Source organism: Georgenia alba, from assembly GCF_042665525.1.
GTDB classification, from domain to species: domain Bacteria; phylum Actinomycetota; class Actinomycetes; order Actinomycetales; family Actinomycetaceae; genus Allobogoriella; species Allobogoriella alba.
The window spans coordinates 399,102-412,253 of record NZ_JBHTCQ010000002.1; the positions used below are offsets into that span (position 1 = coordinate 399,102).

13 protein-coding genes are annotated in these 13,152 nt (G+C 73.3%); 6 read left to right on the forward strand and 7 right to left on the reverse strand.

The window, feature by feature from the left end:
* Positions 1-12: 12 nt before the first annotated feature.
* Positions 13-1,110 carry a glycoside hydrolase family protein gene (locus ACFQQL_RS11775; protein ID WP_382394547.1) on the reverse strand — a complete coding sequence of 366 codons (1,098 nt, stop codon included), beginning with the start codon at positions 1,108-1,110 and terminating at the stop codon, positions 13-15.
* Between the two features lie 133 nt (positions 1,111-1,243).
* On the reverse strand, positions 1,244-2,587 hold the full coding sequence (locus ACFQQL_RS11780; protein ID WP_382394549.1) for an aminotransferase class I/II-fold pyridoxal phosphate-dependent enzyme: 1,344 nt from the start codon (positions 2,585-2,587) through the stop codon (positions 1,244-1,246).
* A gap of 74 nt (positions 2,588-2,661) precedes the next feature.
* Between ACFQQL_RS11780 and ACFQQL_RS11785 the strand changes: the two genes are divergently transcribed.
* The 5 genes from ACFQQL_RS11785 to ACFQQL_RS11805 all read left to right on the forward strand — a co-directional run bounded on the left by ACFQQL_RS11785 (position 2,662) and on the right by ACFQQL_RS11805 (position 7,208).
* Positions 2,662-3,645, forward strand: coding sequence for a hypothetical protein (locus ACFQQL_RS11785; protein ID WP_382394551.1), 984 nt, complete (start codon positions 2,662-2,664; stop codon positions 3,643-3,645).
* 5 nt (positions 3,646-3,650) lie between these two features.
* Positions 3,651-4,457 carry a deaminated glutathione amidase gene (locus tag ACFQQL_RS11790; protein WP_465254053.1) on the forward strand — a complete coding sequence of 269 codons (807 nt, stop codon included), beginning with the start codon at positions 3,651-3,653 and terminating at the stop codon, positions 4,455-4,457.
* Between the two features lie 19 nt (positions 4,458-4,476).
* Positions 4,477-5,418, forward strand: a complete 942-nt coding sequence (locus ACFQQL_RS11795) for an ABC transporter substrate-binding protein (RefSeq protein ID WP_382394555.1) — start codon at positions 4,477-4,479, stop codon at positions 5,416-5,418.
* A 3-nt stretch (positions 5,419-5,421) separates the two neighbouring features.
* Positions 5,422-6,384 carry an amino acid ABC transporter permease gene (locus ACFQQL_RS11800; protein ID WP_382394557.1) on the forward strand — a complete coding sequence of 321 codons (963 nt, stop codon included), beginning with the start codon at positions 5,422-5,424 and terminating at the stop codon, positions 6,382-6,384.
* A gap of 74 nt (positions 6,385-6,458) precedes the next feature.
* The gene (locus tag ACFQQL_RS11805) at positions 6,459-7,208 is read left to right on the forward strand and encodes an amino acid ABC transporter ATP-binding protein (protein ID WP_382395378.1); all 750 of its coding nucleotides are present in this window, start codon (positions 6,459-6,461) and stop codon (positions 7,206-7,208) included.
* A gap of 28 nt (positions 7,209-7,236) precedes the next feature.
* Here the strand turns inward: ACFQQL_RS11805 and ACFQQL_RS11810 are convergent, their stop codons facing one another.
* Positions 7,237-8,604 carry an endonuclease/exonuclease/phosphatase family protein gene (locus ACFQQL_RS11810; protein WP_382394559.1) on the reverse strand — a complete coding sequence of 456 codons (1,368 nt, stop codon included), beginning with the start codon at positions 8,602-8,604 and terminating at the stop codon, positions 7,237-7,239.
* A 162-nt stretch (positions 8,605-8,766) separates the two neighbouring features.
* Here ACFQQL_RS11810 and ACFQQL_RS11815 point away from each other — a divergent pair, with 162 nt between their 5' ends.
* The gene (locus ACFQQL_RS11815; protein WP_382394561.1) at positions 8,767-9,462 is read left to right on the forward strand and encodes a cyclase family protein; all 696 of its coding nucleotides are present in this window, start codon (positions 8,767-8,769) and stop codon (positions 9,460-9,462) included.
* Here the strand turns inward: ACFQQL_RS11815 and ACFQQL_RS11820 are convergent.
* The 4 genes from ACFQQL_RS11820 to ACFQQL_RS11835 all read right to left on the reverse strand — a co-directional run bounded on the left by ACFQQL_RS11820 (position 9,459) and on the right by ACFQQL_RS11835 (position 13,113).
* Positions 9,459-10,115: a response regulator transcription factor gene (locus ACFQQL_RS11820; RefSeq protein WP_382394563.1), complete on the reverse strand. Its 657-nt coding sequence runs from the start codon at positions 10,113-10,115 to the stop codon at positions 9,459-9,461. The two genes, ACFQQL_RS11815 and ACFQQL_RS11820, sit on opposite strands and share 4 nt — an antisense overlap.
* Entirely contained in the window at positions 10,108-11,274 is a 1,167-nt protein-coding gene (locus tag ACFQQL_RS11825; RefSeq protein ID WP_382394565.1) for a sensor histidine kinase, read from the reverse strand. The genes ACFQQL_RS11820 and ACFQQL_RS11825 overlap by 8 nt, the downstream gene beginning before the upstream one ends.
* Positions 11,275-11,291: 17 nt before the next feature.
* Positions 11,292-12,410 (reverse strand): hypothetical protein, encoded by a 1,119-nt coding sequence (locus ACFQQL_RS11830; RefSeq protein ID WP_382394567.1) that lies wholly within the window; start codon positions 12,408-12,410, stop codon positions 11,292-11,294.
* 79 nt (positions 12,411-12,489) lie between these two features.
* A complete protein-coding gene (locus tag ACFQQL_RS11835) occupies positions 12,490-13,113 on the reverse strand; it encodes a TetR/AcrR family transcriptional regulator (protein WP_382394569.1) in 624 nt (207 codons plus the stop codon).
* Positions 13,114-13,152: the final 39 nt, after the last annotated feature.

A 13,152-nucleotide genomic window follows, 5' to 3' on the forward strand; every position in this document is an offset into this window, starting at 1 on the left:
CAGGGCAACGGCTCACTGCCCGTGCCCGGGCCGGTCCACCACGGTGCCGGTGATGGACCACAGGTCGTATTCGAACAGGGAGTCGCAGGTCGCCTGCGACCAGTCCGGGTCCTCGACCGTGGGCAGGCTCTCGCAGCTGTCGGTGAAGACGATCTCGATCCGTTCCCGTGCCGGCAGGTAGCCGTGCCACGTGCGCACGAGCCCTGCGTTGTGGTTCCGCGGGTGGCCGGTGACCTGCTGGTCGACGTCGGCCTCGACGCTCCACTCACCGCCTCCGGACAGCACGTTCGCCATCGGCATGCTCGCGAGCTGGACCGCCTCACCGATCCACCACGGGTTGAGCTCGGGGTACGGGTGCTGCTCGCGAACGGTGTAGACGCGGCCCCGGTCCCGGTCCAGCGCGACGTCGTACCCGTTGAGCCAGTCCGGTCCGCCGTCTGTGCCCACGAGGCCATCCGTGGTCAGGAGCGTGGGGGGACCCACCTCGGGGGTGCGCATGTCGCCGAGGTCCAGGACGCGCTGGTAGGCGCGCGTCGAGGTGTCACCCCGGGTGTAGAAGAGCATGACCCGACCGGACCCCGGCGCCAGCGCGACGGCGCTCGGCTGCCCGACGCCCCACTGGTCCTGTCGGTCGAAGGTGACCAGCGGGTCGGGATACTTCACCCACGGCCCTTCGGGGGCCTTGGCGAACGCGACGCCGATCTGGTTGTGCGCGCTCGCGTCGAGGTCGTTGCCCAGGTAGAACATCGCGTAGCCGTACCGCTCGCCGTCGAGGCGGAAGGAACCCGAGATGACGCTCGGGTCGCACACGTGGAAGCTGTCCCAGGCGGGGGCCGGTGACGCCTGCAGCACCGACCGGGACTCCACGACCACACCGTCCACGACCTTGGTCATGTAGATGTGGTCCTTGATGGCGTCGGCCTCGTCGTTGTGGCATGTCCAAATCCACTCGGTGTCGCCGTCCCGGACGACCGACGGGGCGTAGGTGTAGAAGCCGGGCGGCGGGTCGTAGACCTCGGACAGTGTCGTCCGGTCGAGGACGACCTCCGCCGTCGCCGCGGGCGCCGTGGTCGCGGTCAGCGAGGCGGCGACCGCGATCGTCGCGGTCACGCGAGCCCATCGGCTCCCATGGTCGGTGCGCATCATCGACACTCCCTGTGCTCGTGGGGGCGACCGCGACGAGTCTACTCGAGTAGTGCACGGCTGGGCCGCCGGAGCTCGTGGGCCTGTGGATCTCCGCGCCCTACCGGGCCTGCGCGGCGAGCGCGACGGCGTCGGCGACCCGTTCGACGTCGGGGATCGGCAACGACGTCACGATGCGGATCCCTGCCGGCGGGCGCCCGTACCAGCTCGCCCCGACGCCCATGGTGGCCACGCCGTGGGACGCCAGGACGAGGGCGGCCGGATGCTCGGCGAGGACGGGTACCCACAGCGCGAGGTGACCACCGCCGCGCACCTCCAGCCCGCGCTCGCGCACGAGGTCGGCGAAGCGCGCACGCCGCTCCTGGTACACCGTGCGGGCGTGGGCGACGGCGGCCCGGGTGTGCTCGTCCGTGAGCATCCAGGCGAGCGCGTTCTGCAGGATCCGGCTGGTCCAGCCGTCGCCGAAGTGCCGGTAGGCACGCACCCGCTCCACCGGTGCCGACGCGCCACCCATGACGCCCAGCCGCAGGTCCGGCGAGTGCGACTTGGAGTAGCTGCGGACCATGACGGTCCGGTGGGGGAGCACGGCACCCAGCCCGCGGTAGGCGACCTCCGAGAGGTCGCCCCACGGGTCGTTCTCGATGACGAGCACGTCCCGCGGCTCGAGGATCGCGGCGAGCTCGTCCCGCCGCTCCGTGGTGAGCGTGGCACCGGCCCAGGAGGAGTCCCGGGGCTCGTACACGAAGGCCACCGGGCGGTGCCGCAGCGCCGCCCGCAGGGCGTCCGGCCGTGGGCCGTCCGCGTCCACGGGAACGGGCAGGACGCGAGCGCGGACCTCGTCGAGGATGTCGAACAGGCGCGGCGTGGCCGGCTCCTCGACGGCGACGTACTCGCCGGCCACCACGCTCGTGCTCAGCAGGGCGTAGAGCCCGTCGTAGCCCCCGCGCGAGGCCAGCCACGCCTCGGCGGGGAACGGCCAGGTGGCGGCGGCGGCCTCGGCGAGCGGCCGGCTGATCGGCTCCACCTCGTAGGTGTGCATGTGGCTGTCGTCCAGCGCGGCCTGCAGGGCCGGGCCCAGGTCCGGCACCAGCGCCGGGTCGGGCACGGCGCGGCTGAGGTTGAGGGTCTGGGCGTCCCAGAACCGCACGAGGTTCTCGTACCGCAGCGGGCTGGCTCCGCCGACGCCGCTGGCGACGCGGATCCCGGCGCGCCCGCCGCCCTCGAGGAACCGCTGCTGCTTGAGGGTGGTCCACGCCGCGGACACCGTCCCGGGGCCCACGTGCAGCAGCGGCGCGAGCGCCCGGACCGTGGGAAGCCGGGTGCCCTCGGCGAGCGTGCCGTCGCGCACGAGCCGCGCCACGGCCGCCGCGATGCCTGCGGCGCTCGCCTCGTCGATGCGCTCGGCGAGCCACTCGGGTGTGCAGGAGTCGTCGATGTCCGCCACGGTGTCCACGGTACGTTCAGTAACGTTCCTAGAAATTGTTTCTGAGGTGCGGATCACAATAGCGTCGTCCGCCAATGAGCCCTCGACCCGTGCGTATCGGCACCCGGCACTGGGACCACGTCACCCCGATCGCCCTCGGTGACGTGATCTCGGACGTGCCGCTCGCCCACCGACGCCTCGAGACGACGCCGGACCTGTGGACCTCGACCGAGCTCGACGTCGCCGAGACCTCCCTGAGCCGCTACGTACGGGCGCGGGCGGCCGGTGACACCCGGGTCACAGCGCTGCCGGTGTTCGTCATGCGTGGCTTCCGGCACCGCTGCATCGTGGTCCGGGAGGACGCCCCGTTCGAGCGGCCGGCCGACCTCGCCGGCGGACGGGTCGGCCTGACCGGCTGGCCGGACAGCGGCAACGTGTGGACCCGTGCCCTCCTGCTCGACGCCGGACTCGCCCTGACCGACGTCGCGTGGTGGGTGGGACGCCTCGCGGCGGACCATCCGAACTTCGACCGGCTCGGTGGCACCACCCCTGGTGCGCACGTCCGCGTGCTGGATCCCGAGGACTCCCTGCTCGGCGCGCTCGGCGGCGGCCGGCTGGACGCCGTCATGACACCGTTCATGCCGCCCGGCTTCTACTCCGGATCCGGGCTGCGGACGCTGCACCGGGACAGCCGGGCCGCCGAACGGGCCTACTTCGAGCGCCACCGCTTCGTGCCCGGGATCCACCTCATCGCCGCCCGGACCGAGCTCCTGGAACGCTCGCCCGCACTTGCCCAGGAGCTGCTGGACGTGTTCGAGCGGGCCAAGCAGACCGCCGTACGGCGCCGGGTCAAGCTCCAGGACGTCCTGCCCTGGCTGAACGAGGAGATCGCGGCGACCGTCCCCGTCTTCGGCTCCGACTGGATGCCGTACGGCTGGGCCGCCGACCGCGCCATGGTCGCGGAGTTCCAGCGCCAGCTCCTCGCGCAGGACCTCCTGGAGGAGCCGGTCGCGGAGCGCGACCTCTTCCCGTGGCCCGTCGACCCCACCGTCCCGTCCCTCCAGGAGCAGCCGCTGTGAGCAGCCTGACCGCACGCGCGGCACAGTTCGCCGCCAGCACCGACTGGTCGCAGAACGCCGTGGCCGTCGAGCGCGAGATCGACCTCGCCGAGCACGACGGCGTGGACCTCCTCGTCCTTCCCGAGGGCGTCCTCGCCCGCTTCACCGACCAGAAGGAACGCATCCGCGAGTACGCCCAGCCCCTGGACGGCCCGTTCGTCACCCGGGTGCTGCAGGCGACCCGCGGCACGACGGTGACGGTCGTCCTCGGCGTGCACGAGACCTCCGACACCGACAAGCCGTACAACACCCTCCTGGCCGTGCGGGACGGCGAGCTCGTCGCGCGCTACCGCAAGATCCACCTCTACGACGCGTTCGCCGCCCGGGAGTCGGACAACATCACCGCGGCTGACGTGGTCCCGCCCCTCGTCGACGTCGCCGGGTTCCGCGTCGGCCTCATGACCTGCTACGACGTGCGGTTCCCCGAGCTGGCGCGGTTGCTCGCGCTCGCCGGCGCCGACGTGCTCGTGCTGCCCGCGGCCTGGGTGCGCGGGCCGCTGAAGGAGCACCACTGGAGCACGCTCGTGACGGCACGCGCACTGGAGAACACGACCTACGTCGTCGCCAGCGGCGAGTGCGGGGAGGCGAACATCGGCCGCAGCCTGGTCCTCGACCCGCTCGGCGTGGCCGTGGCGCAGGCCGGCGAGGGACCCGACCGCATCACGGCGCTCCTCAGCCGGGAACGGCTCACGGACGCCCGCACGCGGCTCCCCGTGCTCGAGAACCACCGGTTCGACGTCTCACCGACCCCGCGACCGCTGCCCGTCCGCTGATCCGACCGGAAGGAAGATCATGAACCGCTCACGCACCCTCGTGGCGTCGGCACTCGCCGTCTCCGCCGTGCTGCTCACCGCCTGCACCCCGGACCCCGGTTCCGAGCCGTCCGCCGACGGCGGCGGGGACACCTCGGGGGCGACCGAGGAGGTCACGATCCCCGAGCAGGAGGTCGACCAGGAGCTCCACGACGCGCTGCCCGCCGAGATCCGGGAGAGCGGGTCGATGGTGAGCGTCAACAGCGGCTCCTTCCCTCCGTACACGATCGTCGGCTCGGACGACCAGGTCACCGGCGCCACCGCCGACCTGGCTACCGCCCTCGGCCAGCTGCTCGACGTCGAGATCCGGCACGACACGGTCGACGGCCTGGCCAGCGTGCTGTCCGGCATGGACGCCGGCCGGTACGACATCTCCCTCGGACCCGTCGGCGACTTCACCGAACGCCAGCAGCAGGCCACCTTCGTCGACTGGGTCCAGGAGTTCGTCGTCTTCGCCGTCCCGACCGGCAACCCTGCGGGCATCGAGGACCTGGACTCCACCTGCGGGAACCGCATCGCCGTCCAGTCCGCGGGCTCGGCCGAGGAGGTCATCAAGGAGCAGTCCACCGTGTGCGAGGAGAACGGCCAGGAGCCGATCGACGTGCAGTCCTACCGGGACCAGCCGCAGTCCGTCCTCGCCGTGCAGTCCGGGCGGGCGGACGCCTTCTTCTCCTCGCAGGCACCCCTGACGCACTTCGTGGAGGAGTCCGGCGGCGAGCTCGAGCTCGCCGGCACCGGCCAGCCCAACGGCTTCGACAACCTCTACCAGGGTGCCCTCGTCCCGCGGGACTCCGAGCTCGCCGACGTCCTCCTGGCGGCCTTCGAGGAGCTGTACGCCAACGGCACCTACGAGGCGATCATGACGAAGTGGGGCCTCGAGGCGAACATGCTCGAGGAGCCCGGCATCAACCTGGGGAGCTGACCCGTGAGGACCGCCGAACCGGCCGCACCGGCCGGGTCCGCCGACGCCGAGGAGGGCCTCGACGTCTCCCGCGCCGCCCGTCGGCCGCACCCGTGGCGGTGGGTGGGTGCCGCCGTCGTGGCGGTGCTGCTGGCGATGCTCGCCAACATGCTCATCACGAACGATCGCTTCGAGTGGGACGTGGTCTTCGCGTGGCTGACGGCCGAGTCGATCATGAAGGGGCTGGGCGTCACGCTCCTGCTCACCGTCATCGCCATGACCATGGGCATCGTCCTCGGCGTGGTGCTGGCGATCTGCCGGATGTCGGACAACCCGCTGCTCGCCGGCACCTCGGCCGCCTATATCTGGTTCTTCCGCGGCACTCCGACGCTGGTGCAGCTGATCTTCTTCTACAACCTCTCGGCCCTCATGCCGCAGCTCTCGCTCGGCATCCCGTTCGGGCCGGAGTTCGTCACGTTCCAGACGAACGCGCTGATCACGCCGCTGCTGGCGGCCATCCTCGGCCTCGGGCTGAACGAGGCCGCCTACATGGCAGAGATCGTCCGCGGCGGGCTGCTGTCCGTGGACCCCGGGCAGCGGGAGGCCGGCGCCGCCGTCGGGATGTCCGAGGGCCGGATCCTGCGGCGGATCATCCTGCCGCAGGCGATGCGGTTCATCATCCCGCCCACCGGGAACCAGGTGATCAGCATGGTCAAGGCGACGGCGCTGGTCAGCGTGATCGCGCTCTCGGACCTGCTGTACACCGCCCAGTCCATCTACAACCGCACCTTCGAGACCATCCCGATGCTCGTGGTCGCCTGCCTCTGGTACCTCGTGATCACCTCCGTGCTGTACGTGGTGCAGGCGAACATCGAGCGCCACTACAGCCGGGGCGACCGGCACCGGAAGGCCGGGTTCTGGGACTTCGTCCGCATCCGGCCCAAAGGACCGGCCACCCCGCCGTCGGCCCAGGGAGCACCAGCGTGAGCACCGACCCGACCACCGAGCCCACCACCGACCCGGCAAGTGCGGACGCCGCCGACGGCGCGGCCGCCCCGGTCCTGGACGCGCGCGGGGTCCGCAAGAGCTTCGGCCACCTCGAGGTCCTCACCGGCATCGACCTGCAGGTGCACAAGGGGGAGACCGTCGTCGTCCTCGGGCCCTCCGGGTCCGGGAAGTCCACCTTGCTGCGCTGCGTGAACCTCCTCGAGAAGCTCGACGGCGGACGCATCCTGGTGGGCGGCCGGGACGTCGGCTACGACGTGCGGCGGGGACGGCTGCACGAGCTCGCGCCGGCCGAGATCGCGCGGCGGCGCGCCCGCATCGGCATGGTGTTCCAGCAGTTCAACCTGTTCCCGCACATGACGGCCCTGCAGAACATCATCGAGGGCCCGGTGGGTGTGCTCGGCGAGCCGCGCGAGCAGGCCGTCGCCCGGGCGCGCGGCCTGCTCGCCCGCGTGGGCCTGGAGGGCCGGGAGTCCTCCTACCCGCGGCAGCTCTCCGGTGGTCAGCAGCAGCGGGTCGCGATCGCCCGGGCGCTGGCCATGTCGCCGGAGCTGATGCTCTTCGACGAGCCCACCTCCGCGCTCGACCCGGAGCTGGTCGGCGAGGTGCTGGCCACCATGCGGCAGCTGGCCAGCGAGGGGCTGACCATGGTGGTGGTCACCCACGAGATCACCTTCGCCAAGGAGGCCGCGGACCGGGTGATCTTCATGGACGGCGGGCAGATCGTCGAGCAGGGCCCGCCGGGCGAGGTGCTCGACAGCCCGCAGAACGAGCGGACCAAGGCGTTCCTCGCGCGTTTCCTCTGACGCTCGCGCCCGTGCCCGGCGGCCGGAGTCAGCCGACCCGCTCCTCGCGGCAGCCCAGGACCTCCTCGCCGCGGACCACGCACGCTCGCAGCGTCGTGCCCGGCGTGAGCCGGCCGTGCCAGTGCTCGGTGGTGCACCGGTCACGTGAGGTGCCGCCGTCCTCGACGGTCCGCACGGCCGGGTCCGTGCCCGGGCGGTGGAGGCTTGCGCGCACCAGGGTGCCGTCGTCGGTGTCGGTGCCGGCGTTCTTGCACGCGGTGAGGCTGCCGCCGCCGGGACCGACGGCGGCCTGCCCCCAGCCTTCGGTCCCGTCCGTCCCGGCGGGGACGGCGGCGTGCGCCACCACCGGCGGCCGGCGGACCTGCAGGTCCGTCACCACGGCCAGGTGGTCGGCCGCCTCCCGGTCCACCAGCGAGACGTGGGCGTCGCGCACCGTCAGGTTGGGGGAGGCGTACACGTAGTCGATGCGCCGGTCCGGGTGGTCGCCGTCGGGCCGGCCGTGGGAGCCCGGAACCGTGACGCCGTCGCTGCTGTCGGCGACCCGGGTCCACGTGTCGATCAGGCCGGCGTCGGCGATCCGGGACTGCAGGAGGCTGTTCGCGGTCGGGACGCCGGCGGCGTCGGCGGGGCGCATGTTGAAGTCGCCCGCGAGGAGCGTCGGGTCGTCCACCGCGCCGATGTGCTCCAGGACCGTCGCCACCTGGGCCTTCTGGTCCTCGACGTGGGCCTGCGTGGCGGGCGCGCTGTGGTGCGTGACGAAGACGCGGACGTCACCGAGGGCCGGGACTCGCACGGTGACGCCGAGCATCCCGCGGCGGTCCCGGCCGCCGGGGTCGGCGTGGTCCGTGGGGAGGGTGACGTGCTCGGGGCCGTCCGGGTGTCCCGGGCCGGTCGGGAAGGGGTACTTCGAGAGCACCATGTTCCCGCACGTGTACGCGGCGTCCGGGCCGGACGTGGCGGCGCCGCCGGTTCCTTCGCCGGGTGAGTGCACCCCGCAGCCGGGCCCGGAACCGTCGTCGTGACCGGACGGGATCGTCTCGGTGGCGGCGTAGTAGCTGTACCGGTAGCCGTGCTGCGCGAGCAGGGCGGCGAGCTCGGCGGGCTGGTCGCCGTGGCCGCCCGGCAGTCCGTCGCCGTCCTGGTGGACCTCGTTGAGGGTGACGACGTCGGGGTCCTCGGAGCGGATGACGGCGGCCACCCGCTCCAGGTCCGGCTCGTCGCCACCGAGCGGCACGCCGTACTGGATGTTCCAGGTCATCACGCGCAGGCCGGCGCCACCCGACGGCGCGGGTGCGGCCGCGGCGGGGCCCGCGGCTGCCGCGCCGGCCAGGACCAGGCCAGGGATGACGCCGAGGACCAGCGCCAGGAGCGGGAGCTGCCGCAGCCGTCGTGCCACCACGTCGATCCTTCCTCGACCGGGTCGGAGACGGACCCGAGTCAACAGTCCGCGCGGGGTCACGTCAACGGTCTCGCGCACGGTCGGCGCCCGGTCGGTCAGGCACGTGCTGCGCGCGCCCGCAGGGCGGGCGTTGATCGCGTCGGCCCGTACGATCCACGCATGCGCCTGGTCGAGCTCAGCCACGTCATCGAGAACGGCACGGTCACCTACCCGGGCCTGCCCGCGCCGCGGATCGGGGAGCACCTGAGCTTCGCGGACTCCCGGAGCCACTACGCGCCGGGGACGGAGTTCGCCATCGGCCGGATCGAGATGATCGCCAACACCGGGACCTACCTCGACACGCCCGCCCACCGGTACCGAGACGGCCACGACCTCGCCGCGCTCCCGCTGGAGAGGTGCGCCGACCTCCCCGCCGTCGTGGTCGACGCCGCCGGCGCCGTCACCGCGGAGGACCTGGCCGGCCGGCAGCTCACCGGGGCAGCGGTCCTGGTCCGCACCGGCTGGGACGTGCACTGGGGGACCGGCCGGTACGGCGAGGCAGACCACCCGCACCTGACCGCCGACGCCGCCGAGGCGCTGGTCGCCGCGGGCGCCACCCTGGTGGGCATCGACTCCGTCAACATCGACGCGACCAGTACCGGTGAGCGGCCGGTGCACAGCGCGCTGCTGCGCGCCGGCATCCCAGTCGTCGAGCACCTCACCGGACTGGACCAGCTGCCGGTCACCGGTGCCCGGTTCACCGCGGTGCCGCCGCTGATCTCCGGGATGGCGACGTTCCCGGTGCGGGCCTTCGCGGTCGTGCCCGTGCGGGAGCCGCGCGGGCCCGGGTCCATCGAGGGCGACGGGGGCGTCTAGGGCTCCACGAGCCCGCTCCGGTAGGCGAGGACCACCGCCTGGGTCCGGTCCCGGGCCCCGAGCTTCGCCAGCAGCGACGCCACGTGCGTGCGCACCGTCTCCACCCCGAGCACGAGCGTCTCGGCCACCTCGGCGTTGCTCATGCCCTGGGCGATCAGCCCGAGCACCTCCGACTCGCGCGGCGTCAGCGGCGGCCCGGTGTGCCGGACCGTGCGGGCGCGCGGGCGCAGCAGGTCCCGCACGGCCTCGGGGAACAGCAGGCTCTGCCCGCCCGCGACGGTGCGCACCGCCTGGACCATCTCCTCCGACGTCGCCCGCTTGAGCAGGAAGCCGGACGCCCCCACGGTGAGCGCGTCGCGGACGTACTCGTCGTTCGCGAACGTGGTCACCACCAGCACCTTCGGCGGATCCGGCAGTCGCAGCACCAGCTCGGTGGCGCGGATGCCGTCGATCCGCGGCATCCGGACGTCCATGCACACCACGTCCGGCCGCAGGCCGCGGGCCAGGGCCACCGCCTCGGACCCGTCCCCGGCCTCGCCGACCACCCTCAGGTCGGGCTCGGCCTCCATGATCAGGCGCATGCCCTGACGGACCAGCGGCTCGTCGTCCACCAGGAGCACCGAGATCTGCCCGGCCGGGCTGGTGTCACTCACGCGCCGCCCCCTCCGGCACGGGCAGCGTGGCCCGCACGACCCACGTCTCGCCGTCGGCGCCGGCCTGCACCGTGCCGTCGAAGAGCGCCACCCGTTCTCGCAGCCCGGCCAGGCCCCGACCGCCCGACCGCCGGACGGCACCGCCGCCGCGCGGGTTGACCACCTCCACGGTGACCGTGTCGCCGGCGCGCGCGACGGTGAGGCGGGTCGCGCCGTCGCCGCCGTGGCGGTGGGCGTTGGTCAGCGCCTCGGCGACGATCCGGCGGATGTTGCGCTGCAGCATCGTCGGCAGCCCTTCCGGCAGGTCGATCGTGGCGACCACGTCGAGCCCGGCCCGCCGGTGGGCGTCCACCACGGCGTCCAGGTCGAGCGGGGCGACCGTCCCCGGGCGGTCCTCGCGCAGCACCGCGAGCATCTCGTCCAGCTCGGCCAGCGCCTCCCGGGCGGTGTCCTCGATGGTGCCCAGGGCGGCAGCCGCTCCGGGCGGGTCCTGCTCCAGCACGCGCCGGCCGGCCGCGGCCTGGACGCTGACGATCGTCAGGGCGTGGCCGATGCCGTCGTGGAGCTCGCGGGCCAGCCGGGTCCGTTCCGCCTCGCGCGCCGCCCGGTCGACGGCGACGTCGAGCAGGTCGTGCGCCGTCGGCCCGAGCATCCGTCCGGCGAGGCGTGCGGCCACGGCGCCCGCCGCCCACGGCAGCCCGAGCGCGACGAGGGCGACGAGCACCGCGAGTGCCCCCCGCGCAGGGCGAGGGAGCCCCGCCGTCGGGACCTGGAGGGTCGCCGTGAGGTCCCGCCCGCCGATCGCCTCGACGAGGACGAGGACGGCCGCCGGGAGGATCGCGAAGAGCCCGAACGCCACCAGCAGACCACCGACCAGGTGCAGGAGCACCCAGCCGGCGGTCTGTGCGCGGTGTGCCGTCCGTGGACGTCGCGGCGCGACGAGCTCGGCGTCCGTCCCGAGCATCGTCCGGGCGGCGGTCACCTCGAGCTCCCGCACGCCCGGGACGAGACTCAGGGCCCCGCAGCCGAGCATCGAGAGGACCACGGTCGCCCAGAGGGGTACCGCAGTTGTCGCCGCGACGAGGACGACGGCCAGTCCGATGGCGGCGCCGAGCATGAGCCACGCGGACCGGCGGACCAGCAGTCGGAAGGTCCGCATGGGGTGATTCTTCCCGATCAGACGGTCGCCGCACCGGTGGACGCCGGCACGTCAGGGATCGAGGTCTCCCCGCGGCGGTGCCCGACATACCCCCACACGGCCAGCGCGAGCGCCGGGCCCCAGAACCAGCACGGGAAGGCGACGGCGGCCGTGAGGAACTCCGCCAGGCCCTCGCGGGCCCCGGTGTAGAGCATCGGCACGGCGGTGAAGATCAGCACCGTGGCGACGACTCCACCCGGCACGGCGGCCGCGGCGACGGGCACCGGCCGGCTGGCGACCCGTGGCATCCACCGCGGCCACACCTCACCCCAGCGCCGGATGAGCCCCAGGGTGAGGACGATGCCGAGCCAGGCGCCGCTGGAGAGCGTCAGTCCCCAGATCCGGGTCGACATGGTGAGGTCCTCGGCCGGGATGTCGAGACTCCACGGCGTCAGCCAGGTCAGCCGCATCAGGGCGTACGGGAGCGGCCCGAGGGCGGCGACCACGGTGAAGAGCTTCCGGTGCCGCGTCACCCAGGCGGTGGCGCGGGCGGCTGCCGGAGTCCCCGCGGCCGCGGCGGCGGCCGCGGCCGCCCACGCGAAGCCGACGCCGATCAGGAGCAGGACCACGACCAGCCGGGGCCACGCCTCGGCGAGGCCGGTGCCGAGGTTGCCCAGGACGCCGCCGATCGCGTCCCGGCCGAGGATCACGCCGGCCCCTGCCGCGAGCAGGGCCGGGAGCCCCAGGGTCCAGCGCGCGACCGGGTAGCGCCGCGTCACCTGGAGAAGGATCAGCAGCAGGATCGCCGGCATCGCCATCGCGACGAGGTAGCCCGCTGTCGCCAGCGTGCCCATGCTGCCCAGCACGATCCCGAAGGTGAGGACCTGCAGCACCGCCGTGGCGACGATCGCGCCCCGGCTCACCACCCCGGCCAGGGCGGCGATGCCGGCGGCCAGACCGAGCAGGGCGACGATCGTGTGCACGACCGTGGCGGCGGTGGTGCCCGCGAGCGAGGCGAGCATGGCGTTCTCGGGGTTCGAGTAGAAGAAGCCGGTGTCCGGCCGGGTCAGCCAGATCAGGCCGAGAGCAGCGGCGAGGCCGGTGGTGGCGGTGGCGCCGGCGAGAGCGAGTCGAGCGGTTCTGTGTGGTGTGCGCATGGCTCCACGCTCGTCGCGGCGACGCTGCCGCACCTCCCCCGCGCGGGGGAGGTCACGCCCCGAGCGGGGGACCGGCGGCTCAGGCCTGCCAACGCTCGATCGAGGACTCGATGTACCTTGTGACGTGGCCGACCAGGTCGATCTGCGGGGTCAGGAACCACTGGATCTCGATCCCGTCCAGCACGGCGAGGAGGTTGTTCGCCTCGTACCGCCGGGTGGCCGGGTCCATCGGCCGGATCTCGCCCAGCTCCTCCGCCTCGGCAAGCCACTCCTCGAAGTTGCGCTGCGTCCGCGCGTAGCGCATGACCATGAACGGGTGCGCCGGGTGCGAGGGGTCGGTGGCCTCGGTGGCGAGCGTCAGGTAGACCTCGAGCAGGCCGGGATGCTCGGTGTGCCAGACCATCCGGTCGCGCACGCCGCGCACGGCGGCCAGGCCGGTGTGCCTGCGGGGCGCGTCGACCTGCTTCTCGTCCCACACGCGGAGCACCTCGAGGAGGAGCTGCTCCTTGCCGCCGAAGTGCTTCAGCACGGCGGCCGGCGTGATGCCGGCGCGGTCGGCGATCTCACGGATGGTGCTGGCGCGGTAGCCGTACTCGCTGAAGACCTCGACCGCCTTGTCGATGATCTGCGCCCGCCTGCGGATGCCGCTGCGGTACGGCCCTCGCACGCGTCGGGTCTGGGTCTGGGACTGGGGGTTCGTCACGAGCCTCCTCGCTTCGGGCCGCTCCGGGACACTCCACGT

Bases quoted from the DNA above. Each gene is read 5' to 3' on its own strand.
- ACFQQL_RS11785 (WP_382394551.1), top strand. From the start codon at position 2,662: ATGAGCCCTCGACCCGTGCGTATCGGCACCCGGCACTGGGACCACGTC.
- ACFQQL_RS11795 (WP_382394555.1), top strand. From the start codon at position 4,477: ATGAACCGCTCACGCACCCTCGTGGCGTCGGCACTCGCCGTCTCCGCC.
- ACFQQL_RS11815 (WP_382394561.1), top strand. From the start codon at position 8,767: ATGCGCCTGGTCGAGCTCAGCCACGTCATCGAGAACGGCACGGTCACC.
- ACFQQL_RS11825 (WP_382394565.1), bottom strand. From the start codon at position 11,274: ATGCGGACCTTCCGACTGCTGGTCCGCCGGTCCGCGTGGCTCATGCTC.
- ACFQQL_RS11830 (WP_382394567.1), bottom strand. From the start codon at position 12,410: ATGCGCACACCACACAGAACCGCTCGACTCGCTCTCGCCGGCGCCACC.